Source organism: Pseudonocardia sp. (assembly GCF_029263155.1).
Lineage (GTDB): Bacteria > Actinomycetota > Actinomycetes > Mycobacteriales > Pseudonocardiaceae > Pseudonocardia.
Window position 1 is genome coordinate 1 of the sequence record NZ_JAJCYB010000108.1, and the last position, 23369, is coordinate 23369.

Annotated in this window: 25 protein-coding genes and 1 pseudogene; 25 read left to right on the forward strand and 1 reads right to left on the reverse strand. The window is 70.3% G+C overall.

The features are described 5' to 3' along the window. Nucleotides 1-496: 496 nt before the first annotated feature. Nucleotides 497-817 carry an AbrB/MazE/SpoVT family DNA-binding domain-containing protein gene (locus tag Q1K26_RS22425; RefSeq protein ID WP_300016538.1) on the forward strand — a complete coding sequence of 107 codons (321 nt, stop codon included), beginning with the start codon at nucleotides 497-499 and terminating at the stop codon, nucleotides 815-817. 80 nt (nucleotides 818-897) lie between these two features. Beyond that, the gene (locus Q1K26_RS22430; RefSeq protein WP_300016643.1) at nucleotides 898-1872 is read left to right on the forward strand and encodes a site-specific integrase; all 975 of its coding nucleotides are present in this window, start codon (nucleotides 898-900) and stop codon (nucleotides 1870-1872) included. 171 nt (nucleotides 1873-2043) lie between these two features. Here the strand turns inward: Q1K26_RS22430 and Q1K26_RS28880 are convergent. Next, nucleotides 2044-2595: pseudogene (locus tag Q1K26_RS28880) on the reverse strand (LLM class flavin-dependent oxidoreductase); the annotation flags it as partial. Nucleotides 2596-2992: 397 nt separating this feature from the next. Here Q1K26_RS28880 and Q1K26_RS22440 point away from each other — a divergent pair. The 23 genes from Q1K26_RS22440 to Q1K26_RS22550 all read left to right on the forward strand — a co-directional run bounded on the left by Q1K26_RS22440 (nucleotide 2993) and on the right by Q1K26_RS22550 (nucleotide 23363). Continuing rightward, entirely contained in the window at nucleotides 2993-3250 is a 258-nt protein-coding gene (locus Q1K26_RS22440) for a hypothetical protein (RefSeq protein ID WP_300016540.1), read from the forward strand. A 161-nt stretch (nucleotides 3251-3411) separates the two neighbouring features. Then, nucleotides 3412-4353 carry an AraC family transcriptional regulator gene (locus Q1K26_RS22445; RefSeq protein WP_300016543.1) on the forward strand — a complete coding sequence of 314 codons (942 nt, stop codon included), beginning with the start codon at nucleotides 3412-3414 and terminating at the stop codon, nucleotides 4351-4353. Nucleotides 4354-4827: 474 nt separating this feature from the next. After that, a complete protein-coding gene (locus Q1K26_RS22450) occupies nucleotides 4828-5655 on the forward strand; it encodes a cupin domain-containing protein (RefSeq protein ID WP_300016546.1) in 828 nt (275 codons plus the stop codon). A 25-nt stretch (nucleotides 5656-5680) separates the two neighbouring features. After that, nucleotides 5681-6703, forward strand: coding sequence for a dihydrodipicolinate synthase family protein (locus Q1K26_RS22455; RefSeq protein ID WP_300016549.1), 1023 nt, complete (start codon nucleotides 5681-5683; stop codon nucleotides 6701-6703). A gap of 2 nt (nucleotides 6704-6705) precedes the next feature. After that, nucleotides 6706-7524, forward strand: coding sequence for a 3-(cis-5,6-dihydroxycyclohexa-1,3-dien-1-yl)propanoate dehydrogenase (gene hcaB, locus Q1K26_RS22460; protein WP_300016552.1), 819 nt, complete (start codon nucleotides 6706-6708; stop codon nucleotides 7522-7524). A 62-nt stretch (nucleotides 7525-7586) separates the two neighbouring features. Then, nucleotides 7587-8459: a VOC family protein gene (locus tag Q1K26_RS22465; protein WP_300016555.1), complete on the forward strand. Its 873-nt coding sequence runs from the start codon at nucleotides 7587-7589 to the stop codon at nucleotides 8457-8459. Between the two features lie 31 nt (nucleotides 8460-8490). Then, on the forward strand, nucleotides 8491-8883 hold the full coding sequence (locus Q1K26_RS22470; protein WP_300016558.1) for an SCP2 sterol-binding domain-containing protein: 393 nt from the start codon (nucleotides 8491-8493) through the stop codon (nucleotides 8881-8883). Between the two features lie 31 nt (nucleotides 8884-8914). After that, a complete protein-coding gene (locus tag Q1K26_RS22475) occupies nucleotides 8915-10264 on the forward strand; it encodes a Rieske 2Fe-2S domain-containing protein (protein WP_300016561.1) in 1350 nt (449 codons plus the stop codon). A gap of 64 nt (nucleotides 10265-10328) precedes the next feature. Then, the gene (locus Q1K26_RS22480) at nucleotides 10329-10847 is read left to right on the forward strand and encodes an aromatic-ring-hydroxylating dioxygenase subunit beta (protein ID WP_300016563.1); all 519 of its coding nucleotides are present in this window, start codon (nucleotides 10329-10331) and stop codon (nucleotides 10845-10847) included. Nucleotides 10848-10869: 22 nt separating this feature from the next. Beyond that, nucleotides 10870-11088 carry a hypothetical protein gene (locus Q1K26_RS22485; RefSeq protein ID WP_300016566.1) on the forward strand — a complete coding sequence of 73 codons (219 nt, stop codon included), beginning with the start codon at nucleotides 10870-10872 and terminating at the stop codon, nucleotides 11086-11088. Between the two features lie 31 nt (nucleotides 11089-11119). Further along, complete coding sequence (locus tag Q1K26_RS22490) at nucleotides 11120-12196, forward strand: dihydrodipicolinate synthase family protein (RefSeq protein WP_300016569.1); 1077 nt, start codon at nucleotides 11120-11122, stop codon at nucleotides 12194-12196. Nucleotides 12197-12214: 18 nt separating this feature from the next. Next, nucleotides 12215-13675 carry an aldehyde dehydrogenase family protein gene (locus Q1K26_RS22495; protein WP_300016572.1) on the forward strand — a complete coding sequence of 487 codons (1461 nt, stop codon included), beginning with the start codon at nucleotides 12215-12217 and terminating at the stop codon, nucleotides 13673-13675. Nucleotides 13676-13709: 34 nt separating this feature from the next. Next, a complete protein-coding gene (locus tag Q1K26_RS22500) occupies nucleotides 13710-13919 on the forward strand; it encodes a ferredoxin (RefSeq protein ID WP_300016575.1) in 210 nt (69 codons plus the stop codon). Next, complete coding sequence (locus tag Q1K26_RS22505) at nucleotides 13916-15160, forward strand: FAD-dependent oxidoreductase (RefSeq protein WP_300016578.1); 1245 nt, start codon at nucleotides 13916-13918, stop codon at nucleotides 15158-15160. The genes Q1K26_RS22500 and Q1K26_RS22505 overlap by 4 nt, the downstream gene beginning before the upstream one ends. A gap of 22 nt (nucleotides 15161-15182) precedes the next feature. Then, nucleotides 15183-16661, forward strand: a complete 1479-nt coding sequence (locus Q1K26_RS22510; RefSeq protein ID WP_300016581.1) for an aldehyde dehydrogenase family protein — start codon at nucleotides 15183-15185, stop codon at nucleotides 16659-16661. Nucleotides 16662-16694: 33 nt separating this feature from the next. Next, entirely contained in the window at nucleotides 16695-16892 is a 198-nt protein-coding gene (locus tag Q1K26_RS22515; RefSeq protein WP_300016584.1) for a ferredoxin, read from the forward strand. Continuing rightward, nucleotides 16889-18109, forward strand: coding sequence for an FAD-dependent oxidoreductase (locus Q1K26_RS22520; protein WP_300016587.1), 1221 nt, complete (start codon nucleotides 16889-16891; stop codon nucleotides 18107-18109). Before Q1K26_RS22515 ends, Q1K26_RS22520 begins: the two co-directional genes overlap by 4 nt. Before the next feature lie 10 nt (nucleotides 18110-18119). Further along, nucleotides 18120-19175, forward strand: a complete 1056-nt coding sequence (locus Q1K26_RS22525; protein ID WP_300016646.1) for an AraC family transcriptional regulator — start codon at nucleotides 18120-18122, stop codon at nucleotides 19173-19175. A 212-nt stretch (nucleotides 19176-19387) separates the two neighbouring features. After that, nucleotides 19388-19906, forward strand: coding sequence for an aromatic-ring-hydroxylating dioxygenase subunit beta (locus tag Q1K26_RS22530; RefSeq protein WP_300016590.1), 519 nt, complete (start codon nucleotides 19388-19390; stop codon nucleotides 19904-19906). A gap of 39 nt (nucleotides 19907-19945) precedes the next feature. Next, nucleotides 19946-21295 (forward strand): Rieske 2Fe-2S domain-containing protein, encoded by a 1350-nt coding sequence (locus Q1K26_RS22535; RefSeq protein ID WP_300016593.1) that lies wholly within the window; start codon nucleotides 19946-19948, stop codon nucleotides 21293-21295. Next, a complete protein-coding gene (locus Q1K26_RS22540) occupies nucleotides 21292-21480 on the forward strand; it encodes a ferredoxin (RefSeq protein ID WP_300016596.1) in 189 nt (62 codons plus the stop codon). Before Q1K26_RS22535 ends, Q1K26_RS22540 begins: the two co-directional genes overlap by 4 nt. Beyond that, nucleotides 21477-22268 carry a glucose 1-dehydrogenase gene (locus tag Q1K26_RS22545; protein WP_300016599.1) on the forward strand — a complete coding sequence of 264 codons (792 nt, stop codon included), beginning with the start codon at nucleotides 21477-21479 and terminating at the stop codon, nucleotides 22266-22268. Before Q1K26_RS22540 ends, Q1K26_RS22545 begins: the two co-directional genes overlap by 4 nt. A 69-nt stretch (nucleotides 22269-22337) precedes the next feature. After that, on the forward strand, nucleotides 22338-23363 hold the full coding sequence (locus tag Q1K26_RS22550) for a 2,3-butanediol dehydrogenase (RefSeq protein ID WP_300016602.1): 1026 nt from the start codon (nucleotides 22338-22340) through the stop codon (nucleotides 23361-23363). Nucleotides 23364-23369 lie beyond the last annotated feature (6 nt).

A 23369-nucleotide genomic window follows, 5' to 3' on the forward strand; every position in this document is an offset into this window, starting at 1 on the left:
GCCCTCCAACGTCGACCTGCCGTCGTCACCGTGTCGTCGGCGACCAACGAGATCAACACGCCGCGCCGCACGCCCCCATCGTCGTCACGCCCGAGGACGACCTCGCCCCGCTACGTCGTCGTTCTCAGCGGCGGCTGACAGGCGGCATGGCGCGCGGGGGTCAGTTTTCACGTGCCGTCGACAGGCCGGGGCGGAGTGGCGAGTGAGCAAGGGTCGCGCAGCGTGGCGTCGTTCTTGTCCGAAGGGGGACTCGAACACCTGTTCGTTGCATCTCTGCAACATCCGACGTGCCCGTGTTCAAGCGCGCTTGACCCCGCCCCGAACAGCAGCTCCACGCCTTCAATTGTCCCCGTTGACCAGCGTCGTACCGGCTGTCATCCCGAGCCGGACGGTGCTGGGAGCCCGGTCGCAGCGCACGGAGCGACCCGCGATGAGGGGGGCGCCCGTCCCGGATCTGCCGTCCCGTTCTGCGCCCCATCTCGTGTACGGACTCGCGGTGCTGGACCGGTACGGACGCCTCGCCGAGCGAGCCGTGCTGCACGCGCTGGGCTGGACCCCCGCCCAGCCGCTGGACCTCACGGTGGTTCTCGGCTCCGTCCTCGTCGTGCCGGCGACCGAGGCGCGGTCCAGGATCGGCGCCGATCTCTACCTCCGTCTCCCGGTGGGTGTGCGCCGAGCCTGCCGGCTCGCGGCCGGTGACCGCGTTCTCCTCGTCGCCGACCCCATCGCCGGCCGGCTCCTGCTCCACCCGCCTGTGGCGCTGGACGTCGTGCTCACCGCCCACCACGCCGCGATGATCGAGGGTGTGACGCCGTGACCACGCCACAGCCACGCGGGGCCACGATCGACCACGGACGGCAGGCCGAGCTCGACGCCGCGCGGCTGCTGCTCGACCGGATGGGCATCTCCCCGTCCGATCTGCTCGCCGCGGCCCGACCACGCGCGACAGTTCCGACGTTCGCCCAGTACGTGCCACGAGTGCGGGACGCCGTCAGCGACGGAACACGCCGGCTGTACGGCTCCTACTGGAACCGGATCCTCGACCGCTGGCCGGATCGTCGGCTCGACGAGGTCAACGCGACCGACATCCGGCAGCTCGTCGAGAACACCAAGGCGAACCTGGTGGCCCGACGCAGCAACCGGGGTGGCCGCAGCGCGGCCGAGCATGTGATCAGCGCGCTGCGTTGCGTGTACCGGCATGCCGAGGACGACGGCCTGATCGACGCGGACGACAACCCGGCCCGGAAAGTGGCCAAGCCGCGGCGGCTGCCCAGCACGCGCCGGGCCGTTCCGGACGAGCGGCTCGCCGAGATCCATCACGCTGCGGCGACCACCGGGGACGACCCGGCACTGGACACGCTCCTGCTGCGCCTGCACGTCGAGACCGCCTGCCGCCGCGCCGGCGCTCTCGCGTTGCGGCCCCAGGACCTTGACCCCGACCAGTGTCTGGTCTTCCTGCGGGAGAAGGCCGGCACCGTGCGCTCGCAGCCGGTGTCCCCGACGCTGATGGCGCACCTGCAGCATCACGCCGCCGAGCGGCATGCCGTCCGGGACGGGCAGCTGGTGCGGTACGCGTCGGGGCGTCCGATGACCCGGCGCCGCTACGACCATCTGTGGACCCGGCTCGGCGACGCGCTGCCCTGGGTGGCCGTCCAGCAGGTCTCGACGCACTGGCTGCGGCACACCACCTTGACGTGGGTCGAGCGGAACTTCGGGTTCGCCGTCGCGCACGCCTACGCCGGGCATACCGACGGCGGCGGGGACGGCTCGTCGACCTCGACGTACGTGCGGGCCAATGTCCAGGAGGTAGCGGCCGCGCTTGCCGCCCTCACCGGCGAGCACCACCCGCTCGCGGGAGCGGCGCGCCGGTGAACGGCGATCGGGAGCCAGGTCGGGCTGGGCGGCTCGCCCGCGAGTCTCTCGTGACCAGCGTATGTGAGTTCCGCCCCTGTAGGTATCGGAGAGCCGAGAGGCCCCGGTTCGTGCGAGGAGTCCGGCGGTGACAGTGCCGAGGACGTCGGGCACGCCACCGGCCGTGGCGAGCACGGCGGGAGGGCGCAGCGGGAGGCAAGCCACGTCCGGGAACACCCGGACCCGCTCGGTGCTGGCCAGGATCGTGGCCATCAGCGACCAGGCGTCCAGGAACCGGCTCTGGTAGGGGTGGTCCTGAACGCCGATCAGGTCCAGCCCGCTCCGATCGGCCAGCTCGGCGACCTGCAGGATGTGCTCCACCGCGTCGGCGTGCGGCGTCGCGAACCTCCGCCTTTCACCGTGATCTTGGCGTGAGCGTGTCGTGACAGTGAAAAGTGCCCCTGAGCTGGGAGAATGCGGTTGCTGAAGTCGCAGAACACCCAGATCGAGGAGCACTTTTCCGGTGCACGATAGCGCGTGGTCCACGGACCTGACGGTAGAAGTCGACGGGCACGGGGTGGTGTCGCACACCGGGTCGGCGGTGCTGCGCCTGGTCGCTGACGGGACCGGGCTGACCGACACCCGGCACGACGCACACCCACCGACCCAGGAGCCCCTACCGGACCGTGGAACCGGCGCCACCGACACGACGTCGGCCCCACCCGCGGCCACCACCCGAACCACAGATCAACAACGGAGGTGAAGATCACCAACGACGGCCCGCCAGCCCGACCTACACACCCGGTGAATGATCAAGGCGAACACCCCGAAACCGTGGGTCTCGTCGACAGTCGCCCATCGTCATCCCCTACTCGACAACCGTCCGGTCTGACCGAAATCATGGTGCGTGCGCGATTCCCCGGTCGATCCGCTGGAGTGGAATCAGGAGCTTGAGATCTACGTACGTTTGCGTGTGTCGGGCGATGTGAAGATGTCAGTGGATGCGCGAATAATGTCAGTAGCCGTTATCCGACACGACCAGGCCAAGACCTGTGTCACTCTCGGTTCCATGAGCCGCGGGCGACCCAGACCGGAGCGGGGACCGGGACGGCAGAGCCGCGACCCGGTCGACGCCGGTTGGATGACGCCCGACTACATCAACGGCTTCCTCGACGATGACGACAACGACGACGACCCCGGCGGCTCGGTCGGGCCAACTGGCCGTCGCGAAGGCCCAGGCGCCGAGCTGAGCGGGATCGGCGCGGCCGAACGGACGTTCCAAGCTCTGTCCCTGACCGGCGCCGTAGCCGTCGCTGGAGACCATGAAGTTGTGCACTCGTACCAATTGAGCCACGGCGACCCAGTCCCTTCCTCAGATGCCTTTGGTCGATGGTTCTGACCGCTCGGCAGAGTAGGACTCATCGCAGCCTGAGTCAGTTGACGAGCCAGAAGAGGTGCTGTATGACATGTGAACGCTGGATCGTCGGCCTCGCGGGCCGACCAGGCAGCAGTGTAGGAGCTGCAATGCGTCCGAACGAGCTAGTCCGGCGACACGCCTCGGTGCGCACCGCCGACGTCGACCAGGCTCGCGAGGCGGTTGCCAAGATCTTCACGCCGCACCGTCTCGAGCTGCTCGGCAGCACGGCGCCTCTCGACGCCCGCCTCGAAGCAGTCAGCTTCGGCAGTGTGACGACGGGCCGATTGAGGTACGGCTCCGACGTCCACCTGCTCAATCTCGAGGCACTGGAATCATACTTCGTGAACATCCCGCTCGCGGGCTACACGGAGTCGCGCTCCGGCAACGCGTCCGTGGTGAGCACACCCGAGCGGGCAGCCGTGTTCGTCCCGGACCTACCCGGCGAGATCAGGTGGCAAGCCGACTGCACCCAGCTCTGCGTGAAGTTCGACCGGGTGGCGCTCGAGCTCGAGCTCGAGGGGTTGCTCGGACGGCCTGCTGCCAAGCCCATCAGCTTCGTGACTAGCATGGATCTCACCACCGCCGTGAGCCAGAGCTGGCTCGCGGCGGTGACGCTGCTCGAGCGGGAGCACCACCGGTCCGACAGTGTGGTCCTGCAGCCGCCCGCGGCCGCGCATTTCGAGCACCTCCTCCTCACCGGCTTCCTGCTGGCCCACACGCACAACTACTCCGCGACGCTGCTCGAAGCCCGCCCGCGAGCACAGCCGCGTGCCGTCAAGCAGGCCGTCGATCTCATCGAGAGCGAGCCGGAGGCGCCACTGACCGCGTCCGAAATCGCACGCCGGGTGGGCATCAGCGTGCGGGCCCTCCAGGAGGGGTTCAAGGACTACGTCGGCATGCCCCCGATGACCTACCTGCGCGAGGTCCGCCTGGCCCGCGCACACGACGACCTCCGGCGCGCCGACCCCGGCATCGTCGGCGTCGCCGATGTCGCCACCCGGTGGGGCTTCACCCACCTGGGTCGGTTCGGGGTCGCCTACCGCCGCAAGTTCGGGGTGGCACCGTCGCGCACCCTCCGTTCCTGACGCCGGCCGGGAGCGGCCGCGACATCGGGCCGATTCGAACGCGCAATCCGGAGTGCCCGCCGCGCTGAGCGGAGTGCCCGTGCGTAATGCGGAGGATTCGCAGCGCAAAGCGGATGGATTCGCTGATTTTTCCGAGCATGCTTGACCCGTTCGTTCTGTCATGGCTAGTCTCTCCCATCACAGAGATGAGTTCTGCCAGACAGAGAAGGTGGGTCGATGTCGATCGTCGGAGTTCCGACGCTTCCCGAGTTCGACACAGAGCTCGAGGCAGCGAATCTGCGGGGGCAATGGTTGTACGACGAGATGCTGGAAAGCGTCGTCGGGGGACCGAAGCCGGCCGGTATTCCCTTCTTGTGGCGGTGGGAGGACGTCTACGCGAAACTGCAGAAGTCGTGTGATGTGCTTCCCGAGAGTTTCACCGCCAGGCGCAACCTCTCGTTCATGAACCCGGCGACCCGGGGAACGACGCACACAATGAACATGGGCATGCAGATGCTCAAGCCGGGCGAGATCGCCTGGGCGCACCGGCACACCATGGCGGCGTTGCGCTTCGCTATCCAAGGAGGTCCCGGCCTCGTCACCGTGGTGGACGGCGAGCCGTGCCAGATGGACGACTACGACCTCGTCCTCACTCCCCGATGGACCTGGCACGACCACCACAACGGGACCACCGAGAACGTCGTGTGGCTCGACGTCCTGGACATCGGTCTCGTACTCGGGCTGAACGTCCCGTTCTACGAGTCGCTCGGTGAGATGCGGCAGCCCGAGCGGCTGAGCCCGGGGGAGCACCTCGCCGACCGCGGAGGCCTGGTCCGCCCGGTCTGGGAGCAGACGAAGGCGACGAACTTCCCGTTCCGCTACCCGTGGCGCGACGTCGAGCAGCAGCTCCGGCGGATGGCGGACGTGCCCGGCAGCCCCTACGACGGGGTCGTCCTGCGGTACGCGAACCCGGTGACCGGCGGATCCACGATGCCGACGTTGGACTGCTGGGTGCAGATGCTCCGGCCCGGCCAGCAGACCGCGGCCCACCAGCACACCTCCAGCGCCGTCTACTTCGTCGTGCGCGGCGAGGGGACCACCGTCGTCGACGGTGTGGAGCTGCAGTGGGGCCCGCACGACAGCTTCGTCGTCCCGAACTGGAGCACCCACCACTTCGTCAACTCCGGGGCCGGGGAGGCCGTCCTGTTCTCGGTGAACGACATCCCCACCTACCGGGCACTGGACCTCTACCACGAGAAGCCGGAGCTGTCCCTCGGCGTGCAGCCGGTCCCTCCCGCCCCGGCGAACGTCCGCGTCCGCTGAGTACCACCGACGAGAGGCAGTGCAGGTGACCAACCCGAAGTTGACCGTCGACGACATCACCGGCGTCGTCGGGATCATCCCCACGCCGTCCACCCCGACGGCCGACCGGTGGGACGCCGAGGACACCGTCGACCTCGACGAGGCGTCGAGGCTGGCCGACGCGATGGTCCGCGGTGGTGTCGACGTGCTCATGACCACGGGCACGTTCGGTGAATGTGCCTCCCTGACCTGGAACGAGCAGCAGGACTTCGTCGACACGGTCGTGGAGACGGTGGCCGGGCGGATCCCGGTGTTCGCGGGCGCGACCACGCTCAACACCCGGGACACGATCGCGCGGGGCCGGCGGCTGGGCGAGATCGGCGCCGACGGCCTGTTCGTCGGCCGCCCGATGTGGCTGCCCCTCGACGACACCGGCATCGTCCGTTTCTACCGCGACGTGACCGACGCGCTGCCCGGGGTGCCGCTGGTCGTCTACGACAATCCGGGCGCCTTCAAGGGGAAGATCGGGCCGGGAGCCTACGAGCAGCTCAGCCGGATCCCCCAGATCGTCGCGGCGAAGCACCTCGGGCTGCTCAGCGGGGCGGCCTTCCTGTCCGACCTGCGCGCCGTGGACGGCCGGATGCGGCTGCTGCCGCTCGAGACCGACTGGTACTACTTCGCGCGGCTGTTCCCGGACGAGGTCACCGCCTGCTGGTCGGGCAACGTCGCGTGCGGCCCGGCGCCTGCGACGCACCTGCGGGACCTCATCAAGGCCCAGAGCTGGGACGAGTGCAGGGCGCTCACCGACGAGCTCGAGCGCGCCCTCGAACCGCTCTATCCCGGCGGCAACTTCCCCGAGTTCCTCAAGTACAGCATCCAGCTCGACAACGCCCAGTTCCAGGGCGCCGGCTTCATGCGCACCGGGCCCACCCGGCCCCCCTACACCGAGGTGCCGGAGTCCTACCTGGAGGGCGCGCGCGAAGCGGGACGCCGCTGGGCCGCGCTGCACCAGCGCTACGAGGCGCTGTCCGAGGAACCAGGGGTTTCATCGATCGATCGAGAGAGGTAGCTATGGGCTGGCTAGACGGGCGGGTCGCCCTCGTGACGGGCGGTGCCTCGGGCATCGGACTCGCGGTGGTGGAACGGTTCCTCGCCGAGGGCGCCCGGGTGGCGATCCTGGATCGCTCGAAGGAGGGCGTCGAGAAGCTCCAGGACGAGCACCCCGGTGCCGTCGCGTTCACCGGCGACGTGACGTCGTTCGCGGACAACCGCCAGGCCGTGGCGAACACGGTGGACGCGTTCGGCAAGCTCGACGTCTTCGTCGGCAACGCCGGGATCTTCGACTACTTCGCCTCGCTCGTCAGCTTCGAGGGCGACAAGCTCGGCGACGCGTTCGACGAGATCTTCGCCGTCAACGTGAAGGCCTACCTGCTCGGGGCCAGGGCGGCCGTGCCCGAACTGCTCAAGAGCGACGCGCCGAGCATGGTCTTCACCGTCTCCAACTCGGGCTTCTACACCTCCGGCGGCGGGCCGCTGTACACCGCGTCGAAGCACGCGGTGGTCGGGGTCGTGCGGGAGCTGGCCTACGAGCTGGCGCCCAGGATCCGCGTGAACGGCGTCGCTCCCGGCGGCACCGTAACCGGCTTGCGGGGGATCGAGCATCTGGGCCAGGGCGACATCGTGCTCTCCACGGTGCCGGACATCGAGGCCCTCATGAGCACGAACCCGCTGCACACCGCGCAGCAGCCGGCCGATCACGCGGGCCTCTACGTGCTGCTGGCCTCCGCGGAGAACTCCCGGGCCGTCACCGGGGTCGTCATCAACAGCGACGGCGGGCTCGGCGTGCGCGGCATGACCCAGCCCGCCGGCGGCGTCGACCTCGCCCCCTGACCGACCCGGTCCTCACAACCTCACGGAAGGCGAAGAAGATGCTGGCGAGATCGCTGGGATATGTGGCTGTGGCGTCCCCGGACGCCAAGCAGTGGCTCGAGTTCGGGCCCGAGGTACTCGGGATGCAGGCGGTCGAGGCGGACTCCGGCGCCGTGCTGCTGCGGATGGACGACACCGACCACCGGATCGCCGTTCACCACGGTGAGCGCAACCGCATGCTCTACGCGGGATGGGACGTCGGCAGCGAGGGCGCGCTCGACGAGGCGGCCGAGCTGCTGCGCGAGCGTGGTGTCGCCTTCGCGACCGGCACCGACGAGGAGCGGGCCGCGCGCGGGGTGCTCGGCCTTCTCGCGATCGAGGACCCGTCGGGTCTGCGCCACGAGCTCTTCTACGGCCAGAAGGTCGTGCCGGGTTCCTTCCATCCCGGCCGGCCGATGTCCCGGTTCCTCACCGGCGCGCAGGGCCTCGGCCATCTCGTGCTCGCCACGCCTGACCTCAAGCAGTCCGACCGGTTCCTGCAGGGTGTGCTCGGGTTCAAGAAGAGCGACGAGATCTACACCTTCATCGACCTGTGGTTCTACCACTGCAACCCCCGCCACCACAGCCTCGCCCTGACACCCATGCCCGGGGTGCGCGGGCTGCACCACGTCATGGTCGAGGTCGCGGAGTTCGACGACGTGGGCACCGCCTACGACCTCTGCATGTCCCGCAAGATCCCGCTGAGCATGACGCTCGGGCGCCACGTCAACGACCGGATGGTCTCGTTCTACGTGCGGACGCCGAGCGGGTTCGACCTCGAGTACGGCTGGGGCGCGGTCACCGTGGACGACGAGACGTGGACCGTCGCGCAGTACGACCGCCCGAGCGTCTGGGGACACCAGATGGTGGCGACGACGCCGCCCGGCGCGCTCGAAGCCGCGCCCAACCGAACCTGACGACCACTTCCTCCCACCGAACGGAGCCATCATGTCGATCCAGTTCCTGACCGACGACTGGGCCAAGGCCGTCACGGCGGCCGCCAACGCCGACGACAGGTTCCGCAGCGCGGCTGCGGGCCACGACGTGGTGCTGCACGTCAGCGTCTCCGGCAGCCCGTGGAGCGAGGAGTACTACATGCACTTCGACGACGGCTCGCTCACCGTGGGCATCGGTGCCGCGCCCCGCCGTCCCGACGTCGAGGCCGAGCTCAGCTACGAGACGAATGTCGAACTGTCCAAGGGTGCGCTCAACGGGCAGACCGCGGCGATGACCGGGCAGATGAAGGCCACCGGCGACATGATGAAGATGATGACGATCGGCAAGGCCCAGGATCGGCTCTCCGAGCTCGAAAGCGCCTTGGAAATCGAATACCAGCACTGAACTTCTCGGACGTGAAGAGATGGGGACGGGAATGTCGATAATCGGCGGGGAACGGAGCATTCAGCGGCTCATCGCGAATGGGCGGCAGGGTGTCGAGAAGGGGCAGCTCCCGGCCCGGCTGGTCGCCAGCGCAGAGATCCACGAACTGGAGAAGGAGCGGGTGTTCGCCCGCTCGTGGGTGTTCTTGGCGCACGAGTCGGAGGTGCCGGAGGCCGGCGACTACGTCGTGCGCTACATGGGCGACGACTCGGTGATCGTGGTCCGGGACGAGAACGGCTCGGTGCGGGCGATGGCGAACTCGTGCCGCCACCGCGGCACCCTGCTGTGTCGCACCGAGGCGGGCAACACCTCGCACTTCCGCTGCCCGTACCACGGCTGGACCTACAAGAACACCGGTGACCTGACCGGCGTGCCCGCGCAGGAGGAGGTCTACGGCGCGTCGATGGACAAGACGCAGTGGAACCTGACACCGGTACCGCGACTGGAGACCTACAACGGTCTGGTCTTCGGTTGCCTGGACGAGTCGGCGCCGACGCTGACCGCGTACCTGGGTGACATGGCCTGGTACATCGACCTGTTCACCAAGCGCAGCGCCGGTGGCCTCGAGGTCCGCGGCGAGCCGCAGCGCTGGGTGATCGACGCGAACTGGAAGCTCGGCGCCGACAACTTCGTCGGCGACGCCTACCACACGCTGATGACGCACCGCTCCATGGCGGAGCTCGGTCTGGTGCCGCCGGACCCGAAGTTCGCCTCCGCGCCGGCCCACATCACCCTGGGTGGCGGGCACGGCCTGGGCGTGCTCGGCGTGCCGCCCGGCTACGAGATGCCGCCGTTCATGAACTACCCGGAGGAGATGATCGAGGATCTCGTTGCCGGGTACGGGAACCAGGCGCACGCCGACATGCTGGAGCGGACGATCTTCATCCACGGGACGGTGTTCCCCAACCTGTCCTTCCTCAACGTCATGATCAGCAAGGACCACATGTCGGTCCCCGTGCCGATGTTGACGATGCGGATGTGGCGCCCGCTCAGCCACGACTCCATGGAGGTCTGGTCGTGGTTCCTCATCGAGCGCGACGCCCCTGAGGAGTTCAAGGACCTCTCCTACGAGACCTACGTCCGCACCTTCGGGGTGTCCGGGGTGTTCGAGCAGGACGACGCCGAGACCTGGCGGTCGATCACCAAGGGGACGCAGGGCCTGCTCGCCGGCAGTCAGAAGCTGAACTTCGAGATGGGGCTCGGCGTGCTCGGCCGCGATCCCGAGTGGAAGGGCCCCGGCCGCGCCCTGTCCAGCGGCTACGCCGAGCAGAACCAGCGGGAGTTCTGGGGACGCTGGCTCGAGCTCCTCGAGGACGCCGACCCCGACCGCGTCGTCTCATGACCCGCGGCACGGAGCACCGCGCGACATCGACGGCGAGACGACTGACGAGGAAGGGTTTTCCGTGATGCTGACGAACGTGGAGGAGCGGCTGACGCTCCGCCTCGCGGTCGAGGACTTCCTGTTCGAGGAATCGGCCCTGCTCGACGACGGGCGGTTCCGCGAGTGGCTGGACCTGGTGACCGAGGACATCCGGTACCTCATCCCGGTCCAGACCACCCGGGAGCGCGCGCACGGGAGCGCCGGTTCGACGACGATGGCGCACTGGGACGACGACTACACCGGGCTGGAGATGCGCATCCTCCGGCTCGACACCGAGTACGCCTGGGCCGAGGACCCGCCGTCGAAGCTGCGGCACTTCGTGTCCAACGTGCGCGTCCGCCCCGGCTCCGGGCCCGACGAGTACGAGGTCCGCTCGAATGTGATGGTGTCGCGCAGCCGCGGCGACAGCAGGGCCACGGACCTGCTCACGGCCGAGCGCCAGGACACGCTGCGCCGGACCGACCAGGGCTTCCGCCTCGCCCGCCGCACCGTCGTGCTCGATCACGTGGTGATCGCCACGCACAATCTCGCGTTCTTCTTCTAGCGCGCGGCCAGGAGGTAGTCCGATGAACGACGAGCCCAGCTCGAAGACGACGGTGGCCAACGAGTTCGCGATGGTGACGGTCGACAAGATCCAGACCCGTAACGGGGAACGGCTGGAGATCGCCAGCCCGCGGCTGGGTTTCCGCATCCAGCTCGACGCGATGGAGCTGGAGAGCCTGTCGTGGCAGCGGAAGGACATCTTCTCCCAGTTCCTGAACAACCCCTACGGCCCGGGCCATTGAGACGCCGGGATCCCGGAGAAAGGACGCGGTCGTGACCCGCAGGACGAACACGCTCGTACCGAGCGACATGAAGGGGTTGTGGGCATTCGTGCCGGCCTGCTCCACCCCGGACGCGGCGGATGTCCACGCCGTCGACACGATCGACACCGACGCGCTGCTGTCGCTGGTGGACCGGCTGGTGCGCGACGGGGCCGACGGCATCGTGACCACCGGCAGTGCCGGTGAGTCGCACACGCTGACCACCCAGGAATACCGCACGCTGATCGCCACCGTGGTGGAGACGGTGAACGGGCGGGTCCCGGTGTTCGTCGGGGCCAGCACGCTGAACACCCGCGACTCGATCGAGCGCGCCCGGCTCATCGCCGACCTCGGGGCCGACGGGATCATGAGCGGGCCACCGATGTATCTGCCGCAGACGACGGAGAACGCGGTCCAGTACTACAAGGACCTCGCCGAGGCCGTGCCCGAGCTGGCGATCATGATCTACCAGAACCCGCACGCGTTCCGGATCACGCTGCCCCCCGCGGCGTTCCGGGAGCTGGCCCAGGTGAAGAACGTCGTCGCGCTGAAGCAGACGTCGATGGACATCTTCAACGTCATCGGCGCGATCAAGGCGGTCAAGGACAAGATGGCGGTCCTGGTCCTGGACCAGCTGATGTACCCGGCGATGATGTTCGGCGCGGCCGGAGGCTGGAGCATCGACGTCTGCATGGGCCCGTGGCCGTCGCTGTCGCTGCGCGACGCGTGCCAGCGCGGCGACTGGACCGAGGCCGCCGCGATCGCGGACCAGATGCAGGCCCCGATGCGGTCGCTCGGCCTGACCATGGAGGAGTTCCAGGCCATGCAGTCGGCCTGGTGGAAGATCGCCGTCGACGCCGCGGGGTACGGCCGCGCCGGAGCGGCCCGGCCGCCGTTCCTGCACATCCCCGACGCGGTCGTCGACTCCGCGCGCCGGTACGGCCAGCGCTGGGCCGGGCTGGCGGAGCGCCACTACCGGTCGCGCGAGGCCGCCGGGCTCACCCCGGCCGCGGCCGGCGGCAGCCACACCGGACGACCGGCACCGGTGAGCGGCCCGTCGAGCCGCCCGCCGCTCGCCACCGCCATCTAGCCGGCCGAGGAGACATCAGTGATCAACGCGAAGCTCATCATCAACGGACGGGAAGAGACGTCGAACCGCACGATCGACGTCGTCAGCCCGGCCGACACCCGGGTGCTGCTCGGGTCCGTACCCGACGCCACACCCGAACAGGTCGACGAGGCGGTGCACGCGGCCGCGACGGCGTTTCCGGAGTGGGCGTCGCGGCCGGTGGAGGAGCGCCAGGGCGCGCTGTTCGCGGCCGCCGGCGTGATCCACGACATGATCGAGGAGTACGCGCCGCTGCTGAGCCGGGAGAACGGCAAGATCCTCGAAGAGGCGCACATCGACCTGGAGTTCGCCTCCGGGATCTGCGGCTACACCGCCGGCATCGCGGTCGAGGCCCTGGCCGAGCAACGGATCCGCGACGCCGGCGGCATCACGATCACGCGGCGCCGCCCGATCGGGCCGGTGGCCGCGGTCACGCCGTGGAACTTCCCCGTGGTGCTGTCGTTCATGAAGCTGGCCCCGGCGCTCGTCGCCGGGAACACTGTGGTGCTCAAGCCCTCGGAGAACTCCCCGCTGGTGCTCACCGAGGTCATCCGGGCCCTGCAGGAGCACTTCCCACCGGGAGTGCTCAACATGGTCACCGGTGGCGACGCGGCCGGAGAGTCGCTCGTGGCGCACCCGCTGATTCGCAAGATCGGGTTCACGGGCGGCACCGACACCGGCCGCAAGGTGATGGCCGTGGCCGCGCAGGACATCAAGAGGGTGACCCTCGAGCTCGGCGGCAACGACCCCGCGATCGTGCTCGACGACGTGGACCTCTCGCCCGAGACCATGCGGCGGATCGCCAAGGGCGCGTTCGGCACGACCGGGCAGGTCTGCTTCGGGCTCAAGCGCATCTACGTTCCGACCCGCATCCACGACCGCTTCGTCGAGGCCTTCCACGCCGCGGTCGACGAGATCGTCGTCGGGCCGGGGGACGACCCGCGCTCCACGATGGGGCCGCTGAACAACGCCGCCCAGAAGGCCTCGGTCGAGAAGATCGTGGAGGAGGCCCGGGCCGCCGGGGCGGTGGTCACCACGCTCGGGCAGAAGCTGGACACGGCGGCCTGGGAGCACGGGCACTTCATGATGCCCAGTGTCGTGACCGACGCCGATCCCGGGCTGGCGGTCGTCGAGCAGGAGCAGTTCGGCCCGACGGTGCCGATCCTGCGCTACACCGAGCTCGACGAGGTGATCCGGCTGACGAACCGGTCGCAGTACGGGCTGGCGGCCTCGATCTGGACCGCGGACGAGGACCGGGCCTTCGACCTGGGCCGACGGTTGGACACCGGGTCGGTGTTCGTCAACAGCCACAGCTTCACCTCGCTGGATCCGCGGGCCCCCTTCGGCGGGGCCAAGGGCAGCGGCCTGGGCCGGGAGTTCTCCCCGGCCAGCCTGGACGCCTACACCGAGCTGCAGACGATCAGCCGTCGGACCGGTCCGCCCGGTCCGCCGCTCACCTGAGTCCAGAACAGATCAAGAACGAGGTGCACAGGTCATGCGTGTGGAGGTCGACCCCCGCCGGTGTTGCGGCTACCGGCTCTGCGTCGAGGCCGCGCCGGACGTCTTCCAGATCAACTCGGTCGGGAAGGCCGTCATCGCACTCGAGCAGATTCCGGTCGAGCGGCACGACGCCGTCCGCGCGGCGGTGCGCGAGTGTCCCGGGGCCGCGATCACGCTGAGCGGCGACGAAGGCGCCGCGCGGTGACGCGTGGCCGGGTGGCGGCCCTGGTCGGCGGCGGGATGGCGGCCGTGCACGCCGCCGAGGCCCTGCGCCGGGAGGGTTTCGACGGGCGGGTGCTGCTGTTCTCCGCGGAGCAGCACCTGCCCTATGACCGCCCGCCCCTGTCCAAGGCGCTGCTCCGCGGCGAGCTGACCCCGGTGGACTGTCTGCTGCGGCCCCCGGAGTGGTACGCCGAGCAGGGGATCGACGTGCGGCTCGGCGTCCGGGTGGACGCGCTCGACCCCGACCGTCGCACGCTCCGGCTCGACACCGGCGAGCACGTCGGGTTCGACCGCGCGCTGCTCGCGACCGGGGCCCACCCCCGGTGGCCGGCCGGCCTCGGGCCGGCGGGCGGCCCGGTGTTCGCGCTCCGCACCGTCGACGACTGCCTGGCCATCCGGTCGCGACTGCGGCCGGGAGCGTCCGTGGCGGTCGTCGGCGGCGGGTTCGTGGGCGCCGAGCTCGCCTCCAGCGCGGCGTCGCTCGGCTGCCGGGTCACGATGCTGGAAGCGACCGAGGCGCCGTTCCAGCGCGTGCTGGGGCGGACCGTCGGCGAGTTGTTCGGGGCGTTCTACGCCGGCCGGGGTATCCGGCTCGTCACCGGCGCGCCGGTCACCGGGGCGAGTGTCGGCTCGGGGGGCGCGCGCCTCACCGCGGACGGGGGCCGGTTCACTGACGCCGACGTCGTCGTCGTCGGGGTCGGCGCCGTGCCCGACACCGAGCTGGCGGTCGGGGCCGGGCTGCGGGTGTCCGACGGCGTCGAGGTGGATGCGTACTGCACGACATCCGTCCCGCACGTCTTCGCCGCCGGCGATGTCGCCAACCGTCCCGAACCCGTCCTCGGTGGACGCGTCCGGATCGAGCACTGGCAGAACGCCCAGCACCAGGGGACTGCGGCCGGGCGGGCGATGCTCGGCATCCGGGAATCCTTCGACGGGGTGCCCTGGTTCTGGTCCGACCAGTTCGGCCTGAACCTGCAGGTCGCCGGCTTCCCCGAGCGGGCGGACCGCGTCGTCGTCCGGGGCGGCCTCGAGGGGGGCAGGTTCGGCGCCTTCTACCTGTCCGGCCCGACGCTGGTCGCGATGCTCGGCGTGGGTTGCGCCGGCGAGGTGCACCTGAGCCGGCGGCTGATCGCCGCCCGGGTGCACGTCGACCCCCAGCGGCTCACGGACGAACACAGCGGCCTGCGCGACGCGGTCCTCGCGTCCGACGTACCGACAGCGTGAGCCGAGGAGAAGAGATCTCGTCATGGTAGTTCCCGAAGCGCCGCCTGCCCACCGGGTCATCGATCGCGAGTGGCGCGTGGTCGTCGCGGGTCAGCGGCGCGACGTGGCACGGCGCTACGTCACCGAGAACCCCGCCACGGAACTGGCGCTCGCCGAGGTACCCGACTGCACGCCCGAGGACGTCGCGCACGCCGTAGCTGCAGCCCAGGCCGCACAGGTGGCCTGGGCGCGCACGGCGCCCCGGGAGCGGGCCCGCCACCTGCGGCGCTTCGCGACAGCTCTGCGGGAGCACCGCGAGGAGCTGGCGGCGATCGACGCGCTCGACGGGGGCTTCCCGATCAGCTCGATGCGACTGGACGTCGATGCCGCCGCCGAGTACGTCGAGGTCATGTGCGACCTCGCGCTCGGCCTGGGCGGGCGCACGATCCCGGCGTCGGGGCAGCACCTGCACTACACGCTGCAGCAGCCCTACGGGGTCGTCGCGCGGATCGTCCCGTACAACCACCCGCTGTTCTTCGCCGCGTCGAAGATCGCCGCGCCGCTGGTCGCCGGCAACACCGTGGTGCTCAAGGCCCCCGAGCAGGCCCCGCTGTCCGCCCTGCGCATCGCGGAGATCGCCGACCAGGTCCTGCCCCCGGGGCTGCTGACCGTCATCACCGGGCACGGCCCGGACAGCGGGCGTGCCCTCGTGCGCCACCCCGTGGTGCGCCGGATCGCGTTCATCGGATCGGAGCAGACGGGCCGCTCGATCCAACGCGACGCCGCCGAGACCGGCGTGAAGGACGTGACCCTGGAGCTCGGTGGCAAGAACGCGATGATCGTCCTCCCGGACGCCGATCCGGTGCGGGTCGCGGCGGGGGCGGTCGCGGGGATGAACTTCACCGCCACGATGGGCCAGTCGTGCGGATCGACGAGCCGGCTGCTCGTGCACCGGGACCTGGCCGACGAGGTCCTCGAGCACGTGCGGGCGCTGGTCGGGCGGATCCGGGTCGGCGAACCGCTCGCCGAGGAGACCGAGATGGGACCGCTCATCACACGTGCCCACTACGACCGGGTGCTGGGCGCGATCGACACCGCCCGCGGAGACGGCGCCGAGATCGTCACGGGCGGTGGCCGCCCGGAGGGCGCAGGGGAGCGCGGCTGGTTCGTGGCCCCGACGGTGCTCGCGGGCGTGGCCCGGGACAGCGCGCTCGCGCGCACCGAGGTCTTCGGTCCGGTGCTGTCCGTCATGACCTTCGACGGCGTCGACGAGGCCGTCGGCATCGCGAACGGCGTCGACTACGGCCTCACGGCCGCCGTGTGGACCGAGAACGTCGGCGCGGCGCACTCCCTCGCGGCCCGGCTGGACGCCGGCTACGTCTGGATCAACGGGTCGTCGCGCCACTTCTGGGGCGTCCCGTTCGGCGGGTTCAAGAACTCGGGGATCGGGCGCGAGGACAGCCTCGAGGAGCTCGTGTCCTTCAGCCAGACGAAGGCGGTCAACGTGCTCCTCCCGGACTAGCCGGGGAGCCGAGCCATGGAGAACGGAGGGTGCATGACGCGGATCGCGGTGGACGTCCAGCGGTGCGAGGGCTATGCGAACTGCGTGGTCGCGGCGCCGAGCGCGTTCGACCTCGACGACGACGGCAAGGTCGTACTGGTGCACGCACGGGTCGCCGCGGCGGACCGGTCAGCGGTCACCGCTGCCGTGCGCAGCTGCCCGGTCGCCGCCATCCGGCTGGAGGACGCGTGACCGCCCGCGTGGTGGTGGTCGGGGCGTCGGTCGGTGGCGTCCGGACCGTCGCCGAGCTCCGGTCGGCCGGGTTCACCGGCGAGATCGTGCTGGTCGACCCGGACGCGGCCCGCCCCTACGACCGGCCACCGTTGTCCCAGCAGCTGCTCGCCGGGGCGTGGGACCCGGAGCGTGCCGGGCTCGGTGACCCGGCGCGGCGCTGGGGAGCCACCGTGCTCCCGTCCCGCGCGGTGGGGCTGGATCCGGCGGCGCGGGTGGTGGACCTGGAGTCCGGGGAGCGGGTCGGCTACGACCGGCTGGTGATCGCGACCGGTGCGGTGGCGCGGCGGCTCCCGGGGCCCCCACGGGAGGGCGTGCATGTGCTGCGCACCCTGCAGGACTGCCTCGACCTGCGCGCCGATCTCGAACGCGGCGGGCCGCTGGTGGTGATCGGTGGCGGTTTCGTCGGGGCCGAGGTGGCCTCGACCGCCCGTGGTCTCGGGGTACCGGTGACCCTTGTCGAGGTGTTGCCTGCCCCGATGGCCGCGGCGCTGGGTGAGCAGGCAGGAGGCATGCTCACCCCGTGGCACCGGGCCCACGGGGTGGACGTGCGGTGCGGTGTCGCGGCCGAGCGCGTGGAGGGACACCCGCGGGTGCGGGAGGTGGTGCTGGCCGATGGCCGGCGTCTTCCCGCGGACACGGTGGTCGTGGGCATCGGGGTCACGCCGGGTACCGGCTGGCTGGCCGGGTCGGAGCTACGGATCCGCGACGGGGTGCTGGTCAACGAGTTCCTCGCCGCGACCGCCGATCGGACCGTCTTCGCGCTGGGTGACGTGGCCCGCTGGTACGACCGGCATCTCGGCCGCCACGTGCGGGTCGAGCACTGGACCAATGCCGTGGAGGGGGCCGGCATCGTGGCGCACAACATCGTGCATCCCGGCACCCCGCGGGTGCACGACGCGATCCCGTACTTCTGGTCCGACCAGCACGGCACGAGGGTCGAGCTGGTCGGCCGCGTCAATCCGCAGTGGGAGATCGCCGTGGTCGAGGGCGATGCCGGGCGCCGCGCCGTGCTCTACCACGACGGCATCTGGGTGCACGCCGCCCTGACCATGAACTGGCCGCGGGCGCTGGCCCTCGTCCGCCGTGGGCTCGCCACCGAGCTGGAGGTGGCGGCCGTGCAGGCCGAGCTCCAGCAGGCGGCATCCCCGAGACATGTCGTCCCCGTACGGCAATGAGGCGTGCTCCATGTCGCCGGCCGCCGGGCCGTTCGAGCCTCCGGGTCGTCGGAGGAGTGCGAGTGCGAGTGCGCACGAACAAACCCTGCACCGCCACCCGACGGTTCGGATCGGTGAGCCGGTCGAGGCCAGGGAGGCGGTCTCCCGGGTCTACACACCACACCATCTGGAGCTTCTCGGACCCACTCCGCGTCTGGACGTCCGGCTCTCGGCGGTCAGCCTCGGAGGCGTCACCGTCGGCGTGCTGCGCTACGGCGTCGATGTCGAGGTCATCAACGACGAGCCGCTGAACTCCTATTACATCAACGTGCCCCTCGCCGGCACCGCGATCTCGTGGTCGGGCACCGATCGCGTGGTCAGCTCCCCCTCGCGAGCCGCGGTGTTCCTCCCGGATCTCCCGGGTGGGATCACCTGGGCGGGGGACTGCGCCCAGCTGTGTGTCAAGTTCGCCCGCGAAGCGTTGGAGCTCGAGCTCGAGGGTCTGCTCGGGCGGCCGGCGGCCAAGCCCATCAGGTTCGCCACGAGCATGGACCTGACGGCAGCGGCGAGTCAGGGCTGGCTCGCCGTCCTCGCGTTCTTCAAGCGCGAGTGTGCGCGACCGGTCGGTATCGCCCAGCAGCCGATCGCGGCGCGACATCTCGAGCACCTCCTGCTCCACGGGTTCCTCCTGGCGCAGCCGCACAGCTACTCCGACGTGCTCGACGACCCGTACCCGAACGTGCAACCGCGGGCGGTCCGAGACGCCGTCGACCTGATGGAGAGCCATCCCGAGCTGCCGTTCACCGCCACCGATCTCGCCCGTCGGGCCGGTGTCAGCGTGCGGGCGCTGCAGGACGGGTTCCGGCGGCACGTGGGAATGCCCCCGATGACCTACCTGCGCGAGGTGCGCCTCACGCGGGTCCACGCGGAGCTCTCGGCGCCGGGGCCGGGACCCGTCACGGTGGCCGAGGTGGCGTTGCGGTGGGGTTTCGTGCACCTCGGCCGGTTCGGAGTGGCCTACCGTCGCAAGTTCGGCGTGCCGCCGTCGCGGACGGTGCGCGAGGCGCACGGCACCCGTCGCGGCTGAGCCAGGGATGCTTGCGCAAAGTGGAGTGGACGGGCCGAATTCTCGCGCAATGCGGAGTATTCAGCAGTCTTCGACCGCGCAGATCGGAGTGTTCCAGCGGCTTTCGGATCGCCATTCACCGATGGTCGGACCTACTTGACGGGAATGCGGACACACTATTAGTGTCCCCTCTCACAGAGGACGCATCTGTAGAGCAGAGGGATGAGGATCTGATGGGCACCGCGGAAACGGTCGATCGGGCAGTAGCCGACGACGTCCAGGAGTTCATGTTCCGGGAAGCGGACCTGCTCGACTCCGGACGTCTCCGGGAATGGCTGGCTCTGCTCACCGACGACGTCCGCTACCTGGTTCCGCTGCGGACGACCCGGGAACGCGCCGCGGGTCCGGGATGGGTGAGCGCCATCGCCCACTGGGACGACGACCTCACCGGGCTCGAGATGCGCGTCATGCGAACGGAGACGGAGTTCTCCTGGGCGGAGGATCCGCCCTCGCGGACCCGGCACTTCGTGAGCAACATCCGGACGTCGCCGGGCGCGACCGCGGAGGAGCTGGCCGTCCGTTCCAACCTGCTGTTCTTCCGGAGCAGGGGGGACCACGGCGGCTGGGATCTGCTCTCCGCCGAACGCGCCGACGTGCTGCGGCGGATGGACGGCTCGCTCCGACTCGCGCGCCGCGAGGTTCTGCTCGACCACTCGACGCTCCCGGTCGACAGCCTCTCGGTCGTCCTCTGAGCGAGCTTGCCCCCCACCACATGCGAGAGGTGCTGACCCATGACAACCCACCGGACCGATGACGTCGAGCGTTCGCTGCGCGACGTGGCGGAGGGGCTCCAGAAGGGGCGGCTACCGGCTCGCGCCATCAGTGACCAGGCGCTGCACCCGCTCGAGATGCGCCGCGTCTTCGGGCGCACCTGGGTGTTCCTCGGTCACGAGTCGGAGCTGCCCGGGTCCGGTGACTACGTCGTCCGTTACATCGGGGCGGACTCGGTGATCGTCTGTCGGGACGAGTCGGGCCGGATCCGGGCGCTGTCGAACTCCTGCCGGCACCGCGGCACCCTCCTGTGCCGCACGGAGATGGGGAACACGTCCCACTTCCGTTGCCCGTACCACGGCTGGACCTACAGCAACACGGGCGACCTCGTCGGGGTCCCCGCGATGAAGGAGGCCTACGCCGGCGGCTTCGGCAAGGACGAGTGGGGGCTGCGGCCGATCCCCCACGTCGACTCCTACTCGGGATTCATCTTCGGCAGTGTCGACCCCTCGGCGCCGAGCCTGGTCGACTACCTCGGCGACATGGCGTTCTACCTCGACCTGGTCGCGAAGAAGACGGCAGCCGGCATGGAGGTGATCGGCGCACCCCACCGGTGGGTCGTGGAGGCCAACTGGAAGCTGGGCGCCGAGAACTTCGTCGGGGACGCCTACCACACGCTCATGGCCCACCGCTCCATGGTCGAGCTGGGAATGGCGCCCGGCGATCCCAACTTCGCGAGCTCCCCCGCGCACATCGGGCTCCAGAACGGCCACGGCATCGGCGTGCTCGGCTATCCCCCCACGCTCGCCGAGTTCCCCGAGTACGAGGGATACCCCGACGAGGTCATCGACCAGATGTCGGCGTCCTATCCCGATCCGCTGCACAAGGAGATGCTCCGCCGGTCGGCGTTCATCCACGCCACGGTGTTCCCGAACCTCTCGTTCATCAACGTCACGCTCTCGTCCGACCACATGTCGATCCCGACCCCGTTCGTGACGTTCCGGTCGTGGCGACCGCTCGCCCACGACCGGATGGAGATCACCTCCTGGTTCCTGGTCGAGCGGGATGCCCCGGAATGGTTCCGCGAGGCGTCCCAGGCGGTGTACGTGCGCACCTTCGGCCCGGCCGGCGTGTTCGAGCAGGACGACACCGAGACCTGGCGCGCCATCACCGCCGCCGTGCAGGGGCCGTTCGCCGGCGACGGTCCGCTGAACTACGAGATGGGCATGGACCTGGCCCCGGACGGGGACTGGCCGGGCCCGGGCCGGGCCATCCCCAGCGGGTATGCGGAGCAGAACCAGCGCCGGTTCTGGGCGACCTGGCTGCGGTACATGCAGGAGCAGCCGGTCATCGGCGAGGCCCTCCCGTGAGGATCGTGCTCGACACGCGCAAGTGCGTGGGCTACGGCGAGTGCGTCGCGCTGGCTCCCGAGCTGTTCGACTTCGACGACGAGGGAACCGGACGCTGCCTGCGCACCGAGGTGCCGCCGGGGTCGGAGGAGACCGCCCGCCGGGCGGTGGCCCGCTGCCCGGCCCGCGCGATCGAGGCGGCGTGAGCGCTGCTGGTCCCGGAGACGGGCGCGTCGCGATCGTCACCGCCGCAGCCGCGGGGATCGGCCGGGCGATCGCCGAGCTGTGGTGCCGGGACGGCGGGAGCTGCGTCCTGGCCGACACCGACGCCCCGGGCCTGGAAGCGACCGTGGCCGACCTGACCGCATCCGGTCGCCGGGTCAGCGGCGTGGCCGGCGACGTCTGCCGTAGCGATGTCGCCGCCCGCGTCGCCGACCGGGCCCGGACCGGGTTCGGCCGGGTCGATGCGCTGTTCAACGTCGTCGGGGTGAACCTGGCCCGCAACGTCGAGGAGATCAGCGAGGAGGAATGGCGCAGCCAGCTCGACGCGAACCTCGGCAGCGTCTTCCAGATGTCGAAGCCCGTGATCCCCCTGCTGCGCGAAGCCGGTGGCGGATCGATCGTGAACGTGGCCTCGACCGCCGGCATTCTCGCCGAGAACCGGTGCTCCGCCTACAGCGCGGGCAAGGGCGGGGTCATCCTCCTCACGAAGAACATGGCCCTCGATTTCGCCCGCGACGGCATCCGGGTCAACGCGATCGCGCCCGGGGGCACCCGCACGCCGAGGATCGAGCGATTCCTCGCCGAGCATCCCGACCACGCCTCGATGATGGCCGACACCTGCGCGATGCAGCGCTTCGCCCGGCCCGAGGAGATCGCGGCGCCGGCCGTGTTCCTCGCGTCGCCTGACGCATCGTTCATCACCGGCGCCGTGCTGCCGGTGGACGGCGGCATGACCGCGGGAGTGCGGTTCCGGGCGTTCGAGGACATGTGAGCACGACACCGGATCGCCACCGTGGCGACCGCAGACCCGTCGGATCGACGAGAGGACCGGGTGAGCCGGATGGATGCGATCGTCCTGAGGGGCAACAAGGACGTCGTGCTGGAGTCGGTTCCCGATCCGGCGCCGCAGGTCGACGAGGTCCTCGTCGAGGTGGCGGCGACCGGACTGTGCGGAACGGACCTGCACGAGTACGCGGCGGGGCCCACGTTCTCGCAGCCGCCGGTGGTCCTCGGTCACGAAGTCTCCGGCCGGATCGTCGACGTCGGCTCCGGCGGCGACAGGTCCCGCATCGGTGAGGCCGTCGTGGTGGTCCCGATGGACTTCTGCGGACACTGCCACTACTGCGCCCGGGCGCTCTACCACCTGTGCGCTGCGCCCGGCTGGGTCGGGTTCACCCGCAACGGCGGCCTGGCGCCCTACACGGCGGTGCCCTCCCGCCTCGCGATCCCGGTGCCCGACGCGGTGGACCTGGAGGCGGCCGCGCTGACCGAGCCGACCGCGGTGGCGTTCCACGCGGTGCGCCGCGCGGACCTGCGGGTCGGCGAGACGGTACTGGTGCTCGGGGCGGGGCCGCTGGGGCTCGCGGTGATCCAGTGCGCGCGGGCCGCCGGAGCGGCGCGGATCTACGTCACGGAGGGCAGCCCGGTCCGGGCGGGTCTCGCCCGCGACTTCGGCGCCACCGCGGTGCTGGACCCGCACGATCCCGGGACCACCGCGCGGATCATCGACGAGACCCGGGGCACCGGGGTCGACGTGGTCTTCCACGCGGCGGGCAGCCCCGACGCCTTCGCGCAGGGCCTGGACTGCCTGCGCAAGCAGGGCCGCTTCATGGAGATGTCGTCATGGGCCGGCGCCGCCCCGCTCGACGTCAACCGCAACCTGATCAAGGAGCCGCAGCTGCGGCTCGTCTTCGGCTACGACATGTTCGACGACTTCCCCGCGGTACTGGCTCTGATGGCCGAGGGGACGGTCGCACTCGAACCGCAGATCACGGCGCGGGTGCCGCTGGACAAGGGCATCGAGGAGGGCCTCGTGGCGCTGCTGGACAGCCGCGAGGACCGGATCAAGATCCTCGTGAAGCCGTGACCGGGT